Source organism: Mesorhizobium sp. LSJC269B00 (assembly GCF_000502815.1).
In the GTDB taxonomy this organism is placed as follows: Bacteria; Pseudomonadota; Alphaproteobacteria; order Rhizobiales; family Rhizobiaceae; genus Mesorhizobium.
On record NZ_AYVN01000013.1, the window covers coordinates 128,221 to 145,525 of the forward strand.

11 protein-coding genes are annotated in these 17,305 nt (G+C 59.2%); 8 read left to right on the forward strand and 3 right to left on the reverse strand.

The genetic code is table 11. From position 1 onward, the window contains the following. Positions 1-775: 775 nt before the first annotated feature. From X771_RS140830 to X771_RS140810, 6 genes are all read left to right on the forward strand, one after another. Complete coding sequence (locus X771_RS140830; protein WP_023689774.1) at positions 776-2,002, forward strand: glycosyltransferase family 4 protein; 1,227 nt, start codon at positions 776-778, stop codon at positions 2,000-2,002. Beyond that, complete coding sequence (locus X771_RS140825; RefSeq protein ID WP_023681031.1) at positions 1,999-3,258, forward strand: polymerase; 1,260 nt, start codon at positions 1,999-2,001, stop codon at positions 3,256-3,258. The genes X771_RS140830 and X771_RS140825 overlap by 4 nt, the downstream gene beginning before the upstream one ends. Before the next feature lies 1 nt (position 3,259). Next, a complete protein-coding gene (asnB, locus tag X771_RS140820; RefSeq protein WP_023689775.1) occupies positions 3,260-5,257 on the forward strand; it encodes an asparagine synthase (glutamine-hydrolyzing) in 1,998 nt (665 codons plus the stop codon). Position 5,258: 1 nt separating this feature from the next. Continuing rightward, on the forward strand, positions 5,259-7,460 hold the full coding sequence (locus tag X771_RS140815) for an exopolysaccharide transport family protein (RefSeq protein WP_023689776.1): 2,202 nt from the start codon (positions 5,259-5,261) through the stop codon (positions 7,458-7,460). Positions 7,461-7,529: 69 nt separating this feature from the next. Further along, entirely contained in the window at positions 7,530-9,698 is a 2,169-nt protein-coding gene (locus tag X771_RS1000000166000; protein WP_023737044.1) for a polysaccharide biosynthesis C-terminal domain-containing protein, read from the forward strand. Positions 9,699-9,919: 221 nt separating this feature from the next. Then, a complete protein-coding gene (locus X771_RS140810) occupies positions 9,920-11,125 on the forward strand; it encodes an acyltransferase (protein ID WP_050588050.1) in 1,206 nt (401 codons plus the stop codon). 49 nt (positions 11,126-11,174) lie between these two features. Here the strand turns inward: X771_RS140810 and X771_RS140805 are convergent, their stop codons facing one another. Together X771_RS140805 and X771_RS140800 are read right to left on the reverse strand one after the other, a co-directional pair. Beyond that, the gene (locus X771_RS140805) at positions 11,175-12,311 is read right to left on the reverse strand and encodes an NAD-dependent epimerase/dehydratase family protein (protein WP_084566823.1); all 1,137 of its coding nucleotides are present in this window, start codon (positions 12,309-12,311) and stop codon (positions 11,175-11,177) included. Positions 12,312-12,470: 159 nt separating this feature from the next. Then, on the reverse strand, positions 12,471-13,148 hold the full coding sequence (locus X771_RS140800; protein ID WP_023689781.1) for a helix-turn-helix transcriptional regulator: 678 nt from the start codon (positions 13,146-13,148) through the stop codon (positions 12,471-12,473). Positions 13,149-13,402: 254 nt separating this feature from the next. Here X771_RS140800 and X771_RS140795 point away from each other — a divergent pair, with 254 nt between their 5' ends. Further along, the gene (locus X771_RS140795; protein ID WP_023689782.1) at positions 13,403-15,121 is read left to right on the forward strand and encodes a PAS domain S-box protein; all 1,719 of its coding nucleotides are present in this window, start codon (positions 13,403-13,405) and stop codon (positions 15,119-15,121) included. A 101-nt stretch (positions 15,122-15,222) separates the two neighbouring features. On the opposite strand, the gene X771_RS140790 is transcribed toward X771_RS140795, so the two are convergent. Next, positions 15,223-15,900: a response regulator transcription factor gene (locus X771_RS140790; protein ID WP_023670902.1), complete on the reverse strand. Its 678-nt coding sequence runs from the start codon at positions 15,898-15,900 to the stop codon at positions 15,223-15,225. 635 nt (positions 15,901-16,535) lie between these two features. On the opposite strand from X771_RS140790, the gene X771_RS140785 reads away from it, so the two are divergent. Beyond that, positions 16,536-17,264 carry an NDP-sugar synthase gene (locus X771_RS140785; protein WP_023681041.1) on the forward strand — a complete coding sequence of 243 codons (729 nt, stop codon included), beginning with the start codon at positions 16,536-16,538 and terminating at the stop codon, positions 17,262-17,264. Positions 17,265-17,305 lie beyond the last annotated feature (41 nt).

The following is a 17,305-nucleotide window of genomic DNA, read 5'->3' on the forward strand; positions in this document are numbered from 1 at the left end:
GCGCCCCTTGATAGAATCTTTGATCATACGCCGGAAAACACAACAGCCTCGATGCTACGCTTGCCTCAGAGGTATGTAGATGATCCAAGTATGGGGTGCTCAAGCCTGCAACGAAAGCATTGCAGCGAGTCTGCCGGAGCGCCTTGTGCGTTGCCGTGGCGGCAATCGGCCAATGCGCGCTTCGGTTGCGCGAGCACCGCCCAAATGCGCGCTTCCGCAGGATTTATTTGAGCCCAGGCAGCAAAGGAATCGCGCCCTGGCGAAGAGCCTCCCATTGCAGCCGCTCGATGCTCCTCAACGCGGTCGCCTAGCCGCGGGAAGATGCGGCTGGTGGGTCCGACCATATCCAGAGACCGGGTGAAAGCCTGTTTCCAGACGAAGCGATCGGGAGAACTGGCGGTGCGAGTCATCACACCGCCTGGTCGCGATGTTGATCCGGCGAGAGAAGGCGGGCGGAAGTTGCTTTGAACGCGGCGCGCGGACCTTTCGAACACAGCCCTTTTCTATATCCGGCCCGCCGTGTTGTACGCGAAGATGTCGTCCTTGCACCGTCAGACCGGATGAATCCAACTCACTGACCGAGGCGACAGCGGTTGTGGCTGCATTGCCGCATCGTTGATCAGCTTGCTTCATGCAAACAGACGAGGACAGCACGAAAGCGTGCTCCTAGCGTGGGACTGGCTGTTGTGTGTTCAGGGGCGATGAAACCGGCCATGGAAACTGCGGATAGGATCAGCTGTTTTACGCGATTGGGATCGCATCCAGGAGCGACAGGATGAGTCCGCATCTGGTTTGCGTTGGAGGCGAGGATCATAGACTAAGAATCCCGTTCCTTTTGGCGCTTCGCGAAAGGGGTTTTCAAGTCACTGCCGTTTCGAGTGATCTCGGAGCCGCCTTCTCACCCCATGGCATTGCCCATCGCCGATTTGGGTTCGACCGCTTTGGCAGCGGCGGTGCAGAATGGGGTGCTGTCAGCGCGATCCGTGAACTGATGTCCGAACTGCGTCCGGACATCATTCAAAGTTTCGACACCAAGCCCAATATCCTAACTCCACTGGCGGTGCGCGGGCACGTTCCCGTCGTTCGCACCATCAACGGGCTTGGTTGGACATTCTCGTCGCGGGAGCCGCGGGCCCTGGCACTGCGTCCTTTCTTTTGCGGCCTTCAGGGGGTGGCGTCTCGTTGGACAGCCATGACCGTCTTCCAGAATAGTGATGATCAGGCCTTCTTCGAGCGCTACCGGCTGGTGACTCGCGGCAAAGGGCGACTGATCCGGAGTTCTGGCATCGACCCCGATGCATTCTCGATGGCAAGGTATCGTGGTCCTTCGGCTGCCACGATGCGCGAGGAACTTGGCCTTCAATCGGCCCAGGTCATAATATTTGTCGGCCGGCTCACGCGGCAGAAGGGGATTCCAACCCTCATCGAGGCGGTTCCTCGCGTTATCCGCGAGAGGCCCAACGCGCGTTTCGTACTTGTCGGCCCGCAAGACTCCGAAGGTCCGTTTGCCGTCAGCAGAGCCGATATCGAGCGCCATGTTCCCCACGTTGTCGCATTGGGGCCAAGGCGCGACATTCCAGCCCTCCTTGGGATGGCGGATCTGTTTGCGTTTCCGACGCAATATCGCGAGGGAATTCCGCGTGTCCTGCTGGAGGCGGGATTGTCCGGATTACCGATCGTCGCCTCCAACATGCCGGGCTGCAACGATGTGGTTGAGGATGGCTGGAACGGCTATCTCGTGGCGCCGCGCGATGCGGATGGCTTGGCCTCCCGGATAGTCGATATTCTTTCCGACCCCGCCCGTGGCAAGACCATGGGGAGCCGTTCCGTCGGATTCGTGCGGGAGCGGTTCTCGTTGTCGTGGGTCATCGACCAGTATTGCGACCTGTACAAGACAATCCTGGGTGGCAGATATCGCAGCAGGCTTGTTCAAGCTGCGCAGGCGAATCCGAGGGAAGAGGCGGTGCCGAGCCCCCATCGACTGGGCGAGGCGCGGCAATGATGCGTGATGCGCTTCTGGCCTTCGGCGTCGCGATGTCCTACGCGGCGCAACTCAGCATCCCAGGGCTGCCCTTCGGCTACAGCGAACTATGCCTCACGCTATGGATAATGCTGTCGATGACGCGAATCCTTGCTGGCGGCCAACTGGAGGTTACGCCGGCCCTGGCCAAGCTTGGGCTTTTCTGGCTGATCCTGGCGCTTGCCATGGGCGTGGGTTACATCATCGGTTTTCTGACAACCACGTTGTTCCTGGATCCGTTGTTGCACGACACGCTGGCCTATGTGCTGTTGGCGTGCGTCACCTGTCTGGCCGCTGCGGAGCCCAACGCGTCTTTCCGTTTGCGTCGTATCGCCTGGTGGATGGTTGCTATCGCGAATGCGGGCTTCATCATTCAGGTAGGGCTTGGCTTCGGCTGGCTCCATCAGGCTGGGGTCGAGCCCTGGTACTGGGACCGCTTCTGCGGATGGTCCGACAATCCGAACCAGCTTGCGCTCTACTGCGCCCTACTCGGTCCACTGGCCTTGCATCTTGCCACAACCACCAGCAATAAATGGGGAAGATGCCTTGCCCTATGCAGCCTCATATTCACCGTTTACGTCGGAAGGCTGACAAAAAGCGATACCTACCTTTATACCACGGTCCTGGCTTGTCTGATCCTTCTCGGGCTGCGGGTCCGGGCCTGGCTGACGAGCGACGGCAATAAGGCGAGCCTTTCAAGGCAGCTTGCCGTCCTGATGGCCGTTGGCTTCCTGCCGCTGGCCCTGTCTATAGCGCCCTATGCCCTCAGCGAGGCCTCCAGCGCCGAAGACTTCGCCAAGAGCCTGACCAAAGACAAGGGCGGGGAAGCGACTGCCCAAACCGCGGCGCTTCGCCTCTACCTCTGGAATGCAGCCTTGGAGAAGGGGGCACGATCGGGATCGCTTGGACTGGGTCCGGGCCCGCACCTAGATAGTCCGCCCGTGGTCAATCAACAGTTTTTGCCGCGGCCCTTCGAGGCGCACAGCACCATCCTGGATCTCTACACTCAGGGCGGCCTGATTTCGGTTCTAGCCCTGATGTGGATCTTCGGCTCGGCTGCGTTGTCCGCCTGGCGGGCGAAGCTGGACGCTCTGGTGGCGCTCGTGGCATCGATCGCCGTTTTCAGTGCTCCGCATTTGGTCATCCGCCATCCGATCGTGTGGTTCTGTCTGACCCTCTGCCTTGCCGCTGGGACGCCGGAAGCGATCCCCGCGATTGTTCGCCAGAGGAGATGCTAGAATGTGTGGGATCGCCGGAATTTTGTTGGCGCCCGATGCAGCCAACGCAAGTGCGCTCAGGGCCATCGGGCCGATGGCGACGGCGCTTCGTCATCGCGGACCTGACGGTGAGGCCTTCTGGGTGAGCCGTGAAGGGGGGGTAGCCTTCGGCCACCGGCGACTGGCCATCGTCGACCTGTCCGGAGCGGGTCGCCAGCCAATGCTCTCCGCGAGCGGTCGGTATGTCATCACGTTCAATGGCGAGATATACAATTTTCGCGATCTGCGCCGTGAACTGGAAGGGGCGGGCCATCATTTCCGCGGCGCCAGCGACACGGAGGTCATGCTGTGCGCGATCGAAAGCTGGGGCCTTGATGCAGCCCTCGCGCGCTTCGCTGGCATGTTTGCTTTCGGGCTGTGGGACCTGGAGAACCGAACGCTTCAGCTTGCCCGCGACCGAATGGGCAAGAAGCCACTCTATGTCGCCTTGACACGTGACGCGCTTGTCTTCGCCTCGGAGCTGAAGGCGATCACTTGCTTCCCAGGCTTCACCCCGGAACTCGATGTCGATGCGGCGACGACGATGGTTTCCAACGGCTGGGTGCCGGATGACCGTTGCATTTGGCAGGGCGTGTTCAAGTTGCCGCCTGGTTCAGTCCTGTCGGTCACTGCGGCGCAATTCGCCAACGCCCGAGGCACCGGTTCGCTTGCGCATCGCATTCACCCTTGGTGGTCGCTGGCCGATGTCGCCGGCAAGGGACAGCGCGATCCGATAGCCGCCAGCGACGAGGACCTCGCGACCGAGCTCGACAGCCTGCTCCGACTGGCCGTCAAGGAACGAATGGTTGCAGATGTGCCGCTGGGCGCCTTTCTGTCGGGCGGGATCGACAGCTCGACTGTCGTCGCCCTGATGCAGGCACAGTCCCGAAACCCCGTTCGGACGTTCACCATAGCGTTCGGCGAAGGTGGGTTTGATGAAGCTCCCCATGCGGCCGCGGTTGCTCGGCATCTGGGCACCGATCATACGGAACTTCATCTCTCGCCGGCCGCCGCGCTTGAGGTCGTTCCGGAGCTGCCCCGGATTTGGGACGAGCCGTTTGCCGATGAATCGCAGATACCGACGCTGCTGGTGTCGCGCCTCGCGCGGCAACACGTAACCGTGGCGCTTTCAGGCGATGGCGGCGACGAGTGCTTCGCAGGCTATTCTCGACACTTCCTGGCAACCCGCCTCACAAAGCAGCATGAGCTGCCATTGTCATTTCGCCGGCTGTTGGCATCGGGGGCTGGGTTGCTGGCCCAGGCCTCTCAGAAAGATATCTTCGGCAATCTGCCGCTTTCGGCGAATATGCGGCATGGCTTGCGCGGTGACCGCCTGGCTCGCCTTGCCCGCCTGCTCGCGGCGCGAGATGAGGACGAACTCCTTCTGCAACTGACAAAATCTTCAGCCAACGACCTTGTTCATCGCAAGCCGTCGACAGCAGCTACCGACACGACAAAGCTCGACGGCCTGCTCTCGCGTCTCCTATTCGCCGACATGACAGGCTATCTACCGGGCGACATTTTGGTGAAGCTCGATCGAGCCACCATGGCCAACAGCCTCGAGGGGCGATGCCCGATCCTGGACCATCGCGTCGTTGAATTCGCCTGGCGCTTGCCAGCCCGTGCCAAAGTCCGAAACGGGAAGGGCAAATGGTTGCTTCGCCGACTGCTTGATCGTTATGTACCACGCCGACTGGTCGACCGGCCCAAGCAAGGTTTCGACGTTCCGGTCGGGACTTGGTTGAAAGGGCCCTTGCGCGGCTGGGCAACCGATATCATTGCCACGATCGGCCGCTCCGGGGACGGGATCATCGACCGTGAGAAGGTCGACGCATGCTGGCGCAATCATCTGCATGGAAGCCAAGATAATTTCCGCGACCTGTGGCCGGTGCTCATGTTTCAGGCGTGGCGCAACGAAGCCATGCGGCCATCGACGGTCGCCACGCACCCTTCTTACCATATCGAACTGACAGGGGATTGAGATGGAAGGTTCCATAGCCAACCGCGCCCGGCGTCCGCGCGCCAAGCAGATGGAAGTTGGGACACTTGAAACCAATCTGCGCTTGATGCGGCCGCCACGCGAGCCAACGCAATCGTCACCCTTACACCAGCTCGTCATCATCCTGACGACGCGAAAATGGTTCTTGCTTGCCATGGCCCTTCTGGGCGGCATCCTGGCCGGACTGGCAGGCTTCACCCGCCCGGTGCTGTTCGAGGCAACGACCCAGGTCATTATCGATGCCCCGAGCAGCAGTGCTTCGGGCGGCGTGGCATCCGCCCAGGACTCGCTGGAATCGAACATCGATGATCATCTGACGATGCTCTCCTCGCAAGGCCACCTGCGTCGGGTCCTGGCAGCACTGCGCAAAGCCCAACCAGTCGACGGTACCGGAAAGAGCGTCGTCAATGCCGTCCCGCCCGCGGCTGGCTCGTTCCTCATCGACCTCCTGAACAGGGCCTGGAGACAGGATAAAACAGTGGCGGAAAATCCGGACGCAGCGGACGCGCCCGAGTTGAAGGCGCTACGCAACGGAATGAGGGTCGGACAAGAGCTGCGATCGCGCGTCATCACCATCGGCTTCACCGATCCAACTCCGGCGCGTGCGGCACTTGTCGCGAACACGTTTGCCCAGGTCTACATTCAAGATCTGGTACAAAAAAGCCGGGCATCGGATCAGGTTCATCTGGATTCGATAGTCGCCAGCCTTCCGCAAGTACAAAGGGATCTTGTCGAAGCGACAGATCGGCTGGAGACATACCGGCTCACGCATGGCGCCGTCGATCAGACTGCGGCCAACAACGCAGCCAGTGAGACAGCGGAACTCGGCCGGCAGATATTCCTATCGAAAGCCAGTCTTTCCGCGTCGGAAGCGCGCCTTCGCCGTATTGAGGACCTGCGCAAGGCGGGCGCCCCGGTCACGGCCATCGCTGAAGAAATCGGGTCGCCCGTGTTGACGGACCTGGTGACACGCCAGTCGGGTGCCGCCGCCGACGGCGATCTGCGCAACGCGATCGCCCGCGAAATGGAGCAAAGCGTTGCCCGAATCGCTGCCGAGGCAAATGTCTACCGGTCCCAGGCTACGGCTCTTGAAAGTCGCAAAGCGATGCTCGACGCGGCCGTGGCCGACACGGCGAGCCAACTTTCGGGGCTGCGTTCCCTTGAGCCTCGGGTAGCCATCGTGACGCAGCATTACAACGAACTCCTGAGCCGGCAGCAGGACTTGACACGTCGCATCGCCGCTCCTTCCCCAGGCGTAGCGGTCCTTTCGACCGCCTGGCCGCCGTCGACCCCCATGACATTGTCGCCAATTTTCCTGATTCCCCCCGGCATGGTCGTCTTTGGTCTCATGGGGGCGGTCATTGTCCTGGTCCGCAACGGTTTCAACCAAACCTTGCGCAGTGAAGCCGAAGCCGAGGCCGAGCTTGGGGTCCCGTGCGTAGGACTGCTTCCCAGGGTTGCGGGACTTAACGCCAGAAAGCTACGGCATCTGGTTCTGAGCCAGCAGAACTTGCCGTTCAGCCGCGCCGTGACTTCGCTGCTCGTCACTGCGGCGCCAACTCAGGGGAAGGGGCAGCCGCCGCATATCATTCTCGTGACGTCCAGCATCCAGGACGATGCCAAGACCGAGTTGGCATGGAGCCTGGCGCTGGCGGCAACGCGGCTGGGAGGAAGAGTGCTTTTCCTCGATCTCGATCGCAAGGATGTACGGCTCACGAACGGATTTCGTGGTGAATTCAGCACCGACAAGGCCCGGAACTCCTTCGGCGACTATGTGAATGAACGTTGCGTGCTGAAGGATGCAATCACGAGGATGCCGGAAATCGGTATCGACCTCATGGCCGCTCCAGCACCTTCCGATGATCTCCTGACGCTTCTGTCCACCGTCGACAAATGCCAGTTCACCGAGGAGCTGCGTTCGGCCTACGACGTGGTCATCATGAACGGTCCCCTGGGCCTCGGGGGGCCTGAAACCAGGCTGCTTAAGCGCTGGGCCGATTCGGTGCTTTTTGCCGTTCGCTGGGCAAGGACGAGGCGCAGCATTGCCCGTGGTGCTCTGGATGCAATAGGGGCCGGCGGATCCGCCACCGTTCCAGTAGGGAGTGTGCTCACCCGGGTGAACCTGAAGAGGCTAGCCGGCTCCAGGCTCGGAGACAACGCCGATCTTCTGTTGGAGAGGGTTTGAAGATGCGTCTGCGATCTTCAACAGAATCTCCAGGGAGCGATCGCGCCCCTAAATCGAGCCAGCTACACGATGATCATTGAATTTTTCGGACCTCCAGGATCCGGCAAAACAACCTTCGCACATGCGCTTGCGCAGCAGCTGCGCGGGAAAGGCTATCACGCCAAGGTCGCCCTCAGCTACAAGCCAAGCACCAGGGCCGCCAAATATGATCTCGGAGTCTTTCTGTTCATATCACGGATCGTATCGGCGATATTTTCAACAGCCAGAATATTGCTTTTTTCGGCAGGGCGAGCCGATGATATTTCCAATTCCTTTGCAATGGTGAGGATGATACCGCCAAAAAACCGAATATGGCGCGCGCGAATCTGGCGATACATCCTGCACCTTTCGCGTTGCTGGAAGTCTGCGGAGCAATCGCCCGAAATTACGATTTTCGATCAAGGATATGTTCAAGCGATTGGTTCGCTTGCGATGTTCAATGGGAGCACCAACCCCAGAACGCTGGAAAAGGCGCTCAGCCTCGCACCGGCGGCCGATCTCACCGTCAGGCTCTTGGTGCCAGCTGCGGTCGTGGAAAGTCGCCTTCGTCGGCGGATGGAGCTTGAGCCGCCGGCGGAACGGATTTTCGAGGCCGACTTGAACGTGAACATGCGCTCGTTCGCCGTTTTTGAAGCGATGCATGACCTCCTGACAACATCTGGCCGGGAAATCATCTCCGTCGAAAACACCGATGGTCCATCGACCTTTAAAAGTATTTGTCGGATTGAGAGACAAATACTTTCTGCATTGTCGCGCTTCGATAGGGCGGTCGGCGAAAAGCAAATTGAGTTGCCGGCTCATCGCGCAGATGTAACTGGTTCAGCAACCGCACCGCCGCGCAACAAGGACATGGGCTCGCGGCTCGCTTGGGCAAGCATATTCGCCTTGCTGATCTATATTGGTGGCGCTGGTTTGACCAGTCTTGCCCAGTTGGCAATTGCACGCCTTATCGGACCTCACAACTACGGCATCTATTCCTACGTTCAGGCTTGGACGTCAGTGCTCGCCTATCTGGCAACGCTTGGTTTTAATGTATCATTGTTGCGTTTCCTCCCGGCCTATAGGGCCAGTGGCAGGCTTGATCTGGCCCGCGGGGTGATAAGATTTGCGCTGCAGAGATCGCTGATAGCGGCAACCTTGTTCGGGATGATCGGCGCTGCGTCCGTCCTGTTCCTTTCAGATCCAACGGAAAGAGGGCTTGAGACAAGCATCGTGCTCGGCATGATGGCTGTGCCCTTGGTTACGGCCTATGCTCTCGGAGCCACGCTTGTGCGTGCTTTCGGCGGCGTTGTCTCGGCGTTGTTGCCGGAGCGCATCATGCGAGACGGGCTCCTGCTCGTGTTGGTAGCGCTCCTGGCATTGTCGGGATTTCGAACAGTGGATGCGCCCTCGGTCACGCTGGCGGTGCTTGTGAGTTCCGCTTTCACAGCGGCGCTGGTGTTCATCATCGCTAGGAGGTTTGAACCACCCGGCCTGGGACACGCCAAGCCAAGTTATGCCTCGAGGGAATGGTGGCTTGCCGTCCCCCCGCTCATGCTCATCACTGGGCTCGATGTTTTCGTCAGTCGGGCAGGAGTCCTGGTTTTGGGCTGGACAAGCCATATTGCTGAAGCGGGTATTTTCGCACTGGCCTTGAATGTCGCGATGCTCGTGGGCCTGTCCCGTATCGCCGTGGCAACCATGTTTTCGCCAACAGCAGCCGATCTCTACGTCAGAGGCGATCGCAGAGGCCTACAACAGCTGTTCGCGCGCGCAACCCTGCTTTCTGCTGGCGGTGCCATCCTGGTGGCCGTCCCAATGATGGTGATAGTCGAGCCGTTCTTGAGCTATTTCGGTGAGGGTTATAGCGCGGGAGCGCCGATCGCACGGGTTCTGATTTTGGGATATGTCTTTGTCGCGCTGTGCGGGCCCCAACAGAATCTCCTGACCATGACTGGAAATGAATGGGCTGCGGCAACGACGATGGTAGCGGGTGCTGTGGCCAATATAATTGCCTGTGCAGCCGGAGTTGCGGTGTACGGCCTGCTTGGCGCTGCGGTGGGTGTGGCACTTGCACTGAGCATCTGGAGCATTGCCATGGCCGTTTATATCCGCAAGCGACTGAAAATCATGCCAGGCTTGGTTTTTGCCTTGCTGTCGATGAGGCCGAGCGCGGTCGATGCCCGTCAATGGCATTGGTTCTTGAGGGCGAGCAAATGAGACCACTGTTTTCGCTACGGTGATCGCCGTCGTTCGGGCAGGAAGTCACGAAGCCCGGATCGCACAAAGGCCATAGGGCTGCGCAGACGCTTCGGCGTATACCTGTTCCGGACACCCGCGTCCCCGCGGGCAGCCGATACTTTGCGGGCGGTGTCCGTCATTTGAAGGATGCATCAGTTTCGGAGGTGCACCACGGTGTGCTCACAATCTGCGGAGCATCCATGGAACAAGCCCGAATGGCGAGCGCCTCGGCGCCTGCAGTGCGCCGTCGCTCGGAGAGATCGACGCCTGTCGAGCGCAGCCAACGCGAAACCCTCACCCAAGTTCAGGTCCTGCGCGCCCTCGCGGCTAGTTCGGTCGCGCTGCGACACGCCCAGCATGATGCGGCCACCCTGGAATTACAGGCCGGCCGCACCTTTCAGAGCTGGAATCCGATACCATGGAGCGCTGGAGTCGATATTTTCTTCGTGATTTCCGGGCTTATCATGGTGCATACGTCGCGACAGCTGTTCGCAAAGCCCGGGGGCGCGCGTCTCTTCATTTCCCGCCGGATCGCGCGAATTGTTCCGCTATATTGGGCGCTCACCTCGCTCTACATTGCGGTAGCGGTGGCCGCCCCAAATCTTCTCAACCAGAGCTACGTCGATTTCAGGTTTGTAGTCGAATCCTACTTATTCGTTCCGGCCAGTCGCCCTGACGGCGTCGTTCAGCCGGTCTACGAGTTGGGTTGGACGCTCAATTATGAGATGCTGTTTTACGTGCTGTTCACGGCGACGATCGTGCTGCCCATGCGGTGGGCAGTTACGGTCCTGCTCGCGATCCTGGTTGGGATGGTGCTCTCGGGCGCTCTTGGGGCTCCTTTGCCTGAGCCCTGGGGTTTCTGGACCAATCCGATCATCCTCGAATTCGCTTTCGGCGCGATGATCGGGGTCATGTGCGCCTCAGGCCTGCGGCCTTCCGGCCCAATCAGGGCCTGTATGGCCGCAACGGGACTGGGTGCCCTGATGCTTGCGGCGGCGTTTCCCGATATCTCGGCCGGCTTTGGTCGCTCTGTCGTGTATGGCATTCCGGCGTCTCTAATTGTTTGGAGTGCTGCCTTGGCACCGCCGGGTAAACTGAGGCATGACAGCCTGGCGGCGAGGTGGGCCGCTGGCGTTGGCGATGCGTCATACGCTCTTTACCTCATGCATCCATTCGTGATCCGCGCCATGCGCATATTGTTCTGGCGTACAGGGTTGATCTTTGTGCTCGGCCCGTGGGCCTTCATCGGTTCGGCCTTGGCGATAACCCTCGGCGTGGCATTTATCACCCATCGTCTGTTCGAGAAGCCGCTCACCCGCTATGCGCGGCGCCTTTTGGGGGTCGGGCACAGTACAGGACGGCAGCTTGGGCCCCTTCCAGTGCCGGCGTATCCCAAGACAGATTGAAGGCGAGCCGCGACCCTGCCACACCAAGGAAATGGCGGCGTTGTGCTCACTATGCCGTTGCCGGAAGGCCAGCTGGTCGCACCTGCCCCACAGGGCGTGCATGGAATTCCCGATACCATTCCACGAAACGTTGCACGCCGTCCTCCAGTGTTGTCGCCGGTGCGAAGCCAACGGCGCGGCGGAGGTCCCTGACATCGGCGCGGGTTTCCAGGACGTCACCTGGTGGTAAAGGTACGTTGACGCGAAGGGCGCGGCGACCAAGGGCCGTCTCGATGAGCGCGATCAGATGGTTGATTTCTTCAGGCCGATCATTGCCGATATTGTAGAGCCGATACGGCGCCGAGCTGGTGGCAGGATCGGCAGCGCGACCGTCCCAACCGGGATCCTGACACGGTGGTTTGGCGAGCACGCGAACAACCCCCTCTACGATGTCGTCGATATAGGTGAAATCCCGCCATACGCGCCCGGCATTGGCGATTTCGATCGTTCGGCCCTCGGCGATGGCATGGGTGAAAGTATAGACAGCCATGTCGGGCCTGCCCCAGGGACCATAGACGGTGAAGAAGCGCAGTCCGGTTGCGGGCAAGCCGAACAGATGGCTGTAGGAATGCGCCATGCACTCGTTGGCGGCCTTGGTGGCGGCGTAGAAGCTCACCGGATGATTGGCACCATGATGCTCGGAAAAGGGTATGCGTCGATTGGCACCATATACGGAGCTCGACGAGGCATAAACGAGATGGCTGACGCCGGTGTGTCGGCAGCCCTCCAGAACGTTGAGAAACGCGACTATGTTTGACTCCACATAGGCATGCGGGTCGACGAGCGAATGACGTACCCCGGCCTGGGCGGCCAGATGCACGAAGTGCGATGGCTGGAATTCGCAGAACAGCGCTTTCACCAGCGACCGGTCCGCCAGGTCGAAGCGCATCGGCGTGAACCTCGGCTCGGCGCAGAGCCGTGTAAATCGCGCCTCCTTCAGCTTCAGGTCGTAGTAAGGCGTGAAGTTGTCGACGCCGATGACCTCGGCGCCGAGCCGCAAAAGGCGTGACGCAACATGAAATCCGATGAACCCAGCGGCGCCCGTGACGATGATCGGCCCCGTGTGCGTAAGGTTCGACGCAGCACCATCCTGCAGCGCGTGAACGATATCCGCCAGCTTGTTGACCTTCGAATCTGCCTCGGCCATGGCAAGTCACTCCCGTTTCCAGGTTCCGCGTTCCGCGCTATCTCGGCAGCGCCTGAACGATCGGAAATGGCGCCGCCGGCCTTGTGATCTACGCGACAGCGCGCTCAATGCGGGCCGCCGCTGTCTGAATCAAAGCGGATGCAGACAGCAGTCGATTTCTCATGGCAAAACCGAAATGCGCCCCAAAAGAGCCACTAGTTCCGCCTGACGCCTCGTGTCGGTCTTGGCGAACAGCGAGGCGAGCTGAGAGCGGATAGTCGTGCGACTGAGATGCCAGCTGCGGGCGATCTCCAGGGGCGCGTCGCCATGGGCCAGGCGTAGCGCCAACTGCGTTTCCGCGCTGGTCAAACCGAACATCCTTTGCAACGTGCGAGGGTTGGCCGCCGATTTGTTATCCCGGTCCAGCAATGCGACGACGGTTGTCCCGTCCGGTGTAACGACCCCCGTCTCGTTCATGGTCACCGGCCTGTCGCCTCTGCTGTGGATCACTACCCATGAGAGTGAGCCCGGCTGGAGGTGGACCGGAACATTCGCGACCAGCCGCCTCAACCCGGCAGCAAGCTCGACGGCTGTATCAGTTGCTTCGCCCTGGCGTGCGAGGGTGTCCCGAGCGGCAGCGTTCCATTCTATTACTTTCTTGTCTCGGTCCAGGACGAGATAGCCGCAACCCATACGATCAAGCATGCCGGTGATGGATTCCAGGCTGCGTCGTCGAGATCCGCCGACCCTTGCGTCCGGTCGGTCCACAAGGCTTATCGGCCTTTCGTGGCGGGTATCGTTCAATACAATGTATTGCCTGCCTGCAAGCGCATCGTTTCGCGTTTCAATCAGTGTCATCGCTTCCACCCAACCCATTGCTACTGACGCAAATCAAATCTGATGAAGTTGCTGCTTCAACTTGAATTTCCACATACTGCGAGAAATCTGCGAATGGTTTTTCCGCAGCGTCTCTTGGATATATCTTTCTGAAGAGCGCTCCTGACACCATGATTTTATTCGCCGGCAAAGTCATGGCAATCGGGCATTGGGATTAGGTGCCACCCCTTCGGCCTAGTCTCGACGGACTAGACCGAAAGTTGTAGTCTTTGCGCATGGGTTCGGACCTGCGCTGGCTCAAATCGAATGTGTCGAGCACTACGTGGGCTCATCTAGCTTCGCTTTTGGTGTTTGCAGCATCGATAGCATTCGAGGCGATAAGTACGGTATATGGCGGCCAGCCGTTGCCGCTTGTTGCGTTTATCCCCATAACCGTTGTCATCGTGTATCTTGAGGGCCGTTTTGTTGCCATCGCAGCAACGCTTCTGATGGCGGTCGCCGGCTTGTGGATGCGACACCTGTTGGACGGTCACCTCACTGGTCGAGACTGGACCGGGGCCGTCTTCCTTCTGGGTTCGGGTAGCCTGATCGCAACCGTGTTCCACCGCCTGCGACAAGATCTGCACGGCGCGCTCAGGGTGGCAGAAGCGAGGCTCGCTGCCATCGATGCTGCCGCCTTGGGCTTTGCTAATACCAATCGCCATGGCGAACTGCTGCAGTCGAACAGACGGCTTTTGGAGATGACCGGCTACGCGCACAAGGAACTTGCCCAACTGGAGCTGGAGGAACTCATTTTCCCCGACGATCGAGGTACTGTGCGGAAACTTTTGCAAGATTTGGGCAATGGGACCGCGTCGGCGACGGATATCCGCGTTTTGCGCAAGGATGGCACGGCATTTTGGGCTCACCTGGCCCTGTCTTCGTCGCGGCCGGACGAGGCGCCAAATGAGAGCGTATTCGTGGTGGTTGACGATATTTCCGAGCGACAAGCGGCACGCGAGGCCCTTCGGGCTCAGAAGGAATGGCTCGATCTCGCCGTATCTGCCGGGCGCCTGGGCACATGGCAAATAGACATTGAGGATGGGACAGTCGCCGGCTCCGGCAAGTTCTGGGACATCCTTGGTCTGCCTCCGGCCCCAGTCCGCCGCTTGGAAGAACTCTCGGCCGTAATCCATCCCGTCGACTGGCCGAAGTTGTCCGCCTCGGCAAAGCCTTCATCGGCATTGAACTTTGACGTCGAGATTCGCGTCCGGCAAGTGGATGGTCACACACGCTGGATTGCATTGCGTGGACGGCAGGAAGAGCACGGCGACCGCAAAATGCGCATCGGGGTGGCGGCGGATCTGACCGAACGTCGACAAACAACTTTGCTTCGCGCCGCCGTAAAGAGACGCGAGCGCATAATGCGCGAAGAGCGCCATCGGTTCAGCAATGTGTTTCCAGTGATTAGAGCTCTGGTCAACATGATCGATACTCCCGACAATGATGTTGCCAAATACAAGGAGATGTTGATCGATTGGATTCGAACACTGGAGGCGACCCATCGCATCCTTTCTCGTCATGCCAACCTGTCAGGGATGCTCCATGAACTCGTGGACCGGGAATTGCAGCCCTTCAAGGAGACACGCGACATTACGATCAGTGGACCTTCCCTCACTGTGCCAAGCGGCGCCGCCGAGGGCTTGGCGATGATCCTTCACGAGTTGACGACAAACTCGGTGAAACATGGTGCGCTGGGTGACCCGAATGGCAAGGTCGAAGTTAAGTGGCGATTTGCATCCGAGGACGAAGGTGACGACCTCGTGTTCGATTGGGTGGAATCGGGCCGACGGAAGAGTTCAAAAGTCGTACGCCGCGGGTTCGGGTCACTGATAATCGGTGTGGACAGCACGCCGCTTGTCGGTCATTCCCCGAATATGGAAATAACCGAAGATGGCCTTCGATATTCGCTGCGTGTATCGCGCAAAGAAATTGAGGAATTTGGATTGCAATAGAGCCCCTCCAAGTCGAAGCCGAATTGGCCAATTAACCGATGGTGTGGGCCCTTTGCTGCGATTTCCTGCAAGCAAACTCGGGCCGGTTCGAGGGGCATACGTCAACTCGCCTGTCTCGTCAGCCAGCTTTGGAGCAACACAGCTGCTTCGGTACGGTTTCTAACCCCAAGCTCACGCAGCACGGCTGCGGCATGGATTTTCGTTGTCGCCTCGGCAATGTCCAGATTGCGGGCAATCTCCTTATTCGAGTACCCCTCTGCCATCAGCTTGAGGACGTCCTTCTGTCTAGACGTCAGCCTAGCGACGTCGCCCGAGCCCTCGTGCCGGCGGCTGGGATTTTGAACCGGAGGTGGGGGGGCATGCGATCTCTGGTCGGCAGACGTTCGAGATAGGAGAGATGGCACATAGATCCGGCCAGCGAGGATTTCGTTTACAGCCAGCACGACTTCTTCGTCGCTCTGCGATTTGACGATATACCCGTGAAGTCCGATCGAAAGCGCGGTCAGTATCTCCGAGCGGGAATCATCCCCGGAAACGATCGCAAAGCGAGTGTCAGGATAGGCAGCCATAAAGTCGCTGAGCACTTCCTGATGGAACAGCCCAGGCATGTTCAGATCGAGGATCGCAAGATCGATGGACGCCTGCTCCTCTAGAAGATTGACCGCGGCATCGAAACACGAAGCTTCGAATATTTCGGCGCTTGGAATTCCAGCCATGAGTGCCAGCCGGAGGCCACGCCGATATAAGCCGTGATCGTCGGCAATGACGATCCGAGCCATGCAACTACCCCAACGCGTTACTCGGTTCCCGACGAGAAAACCCGCTGGAACCTCCCATTCGCCTATGATCGACAATCCGTGGTGGTCCTAAAATGGCGGCCATCCACTGGTCAACGCATCACAGTGATGTCCGCAGCGTCCCATCCACGCACATCCAGAACGTCTAATATAATACTAAATTGCGAAGCTCATCCATAGATTTTTAACCCTGGCGTGCGGAGCCCGTCCGCAAAACGATGCCGGCTTCCCATTTCTGGGTCCAAAGCCAGCTGTTCAGGACCATCGTAATCATGTGACATCTGTTATGTCGCCACCCGCTGTCGCCGGACCTGTAGGCCGGTCCGGCCCTGGCGGATCGCAGCTTTCTTGAAAGCAACTGCTTTCGTTTTTATCGGCGTCATGATCAGTGCCCAATCGCGCTTCTATCGGCTGTTGATCTCGTGGCCATCTAATACCTTGAACGTTTTGAATCCCTACCATTCGAATGCACGACGACAGCCGCCCCGGCTGTCACATACCTTTTCGCATATGATGTTCGGATTGCCGCCGAGGTTTGGCCGGATTTGAGGGTGTGCCCTGGCCGGACAATGGAACACCGATCCCGAACAAAGCCAACTGCAGATCAGGAGGATCGAATGAAAGCGGTGATTCAATGTGGTGGGATGGGTACGCGCCTTCGACCGTTTACATCGGTCCTGCCGAAACCATTAATGCCGATAGGGGCCAGGCCTGTTCTTGAGTTGCTTTTGAAGTGGCTGCGGCGCAACGGCATTGAAGAGGTATATATTACGACAGGGTATCTAGGACATTTGATCCGGAGCGTCTGCGGCGACGGATCGCAATGGAACTTGAAGATCAAATATACCCAGGAAATGGAGCCACTCGGCACCGTCGGACCTCTCTCTCTGATTAGGGATGAACTGAACGAAACATTTGTCGTTCTGAACGGCGATGTCCTCACAGATCTAAGCCTGAGCCGGTTTGTAGCCGCGCACCGCTTGCATAGGGATCCCGTTACGATCGCCACGGCGTGCCGTCATATCAAGATGGACTTCGGGGTCATCGACGAGATCGACAATACCGTCCAGCTCTTCCGGGAAAAGCCGACGCTTTCCCATCTCGTCAGCATGGGGATTTACTGCATGAACCCAGATGTCCTGCGGTTCATTCCGTCCGGGATCCCATTTGGGTTCGATGACCTGATGCTGCAGATGATGCAGGGCGGCACGACCGTGCATGTTTACAAGCATGACGGTCTTTGGCTCGACATCGGTCGTGTCGATGACTTCCAGAATGCACAGGCAATTGCCTGGGAAGATCAGTCGTCCTCAATCGAGGTCGCGGCTGCCGCTGCAGCCGCATGATAGTCTGATGCAGAGGTCTAGCCACTAACAAGGCTTTCAGG

What these genes read in the sequence shown, in the direction of transcription:
- X771_RS140805 (WP_084566823.1), bottom strand. Translation starts at nt 12,311, where the DNA reads ATGGCCGAGGCAGATTCGAAGGTCAACAAGCTGGCGGATATCGTTCAC.
- asnB (WP_023689775.1), top strand. Translation starts at nt 3,260, where the DNA reads ATGTGTGGGATCGCCGGAATTTTGTTGGCGCCCGATGCAGCCAACGCA.
- X771_RS140800 (WP_023689781.1), bottom strand. Translation starts at nt 13,148, where the DNA reads ATGACACTGATTGAAACGCGAAACGATGCGCTTGCAGGCAGGCAATAC.
- X771_RS140830 (WP_023689774.1), top strand. Translation starts at nt 776, where the DNA reads ATGAGTCCGCATCTGGTTTGCGTTGGAGGCGAGGATCATAGACTAAGA.
- X771_RS1000000166000 (WP_023737044.1), top strand. Translation starts at nt 7,530, where the DNA reads ATGATCATTGAATTTTTCGGACCTCCAGGATCCGGCAAAACAACCTTC.
- X771_RS140825 (WP_023681031.1), top strand. Translation starts at nt 1,999, where the DNA reads ATGATGCGTGATGCGCTTCTGGCCTTCGGCGTCGCGATGTCCTACGCG.
- X771_RS140785 (WP_023681041.1), top strand. Translation starts at nt 16,536, where the DNA reads ATGAAAGCGGTGATTCAATGTGGTGGGATGGGTACGCGCCTTCGACCG.
- X771_RS140795 (WP_023689782.1), top strand. Translation starts at nt 13,403, where the DNA reads ATGGGTTCGGACCTGCGCTGGCTCAAATCGAATGTGTCGAGCACTACG.
- X771_RS140790 (WP_023670902.1), bottom strand. Translation starts at nt 15,900, where the DNA reads ATGGCTCGGATCGTCATTGCCGACGATCACGGCTTATATCGGCGTGGC.
- X771_RS140815 (WP_023689776.1), top strand. Translation starts at nt 5,259, where the DNA reads ATGGAAGGTTCCATAGCCAACCGCGCCCGGCGTCCGCGCGCCAAGCAG.
- X771_RS140810 (WP_050588050.1), top strand. Translation starts at nt 9,920, where the DNA reads ATGGAACAAGCCCGAATGGCGAGCGCCTCGGCGCCTGCAGTGCGCCGT.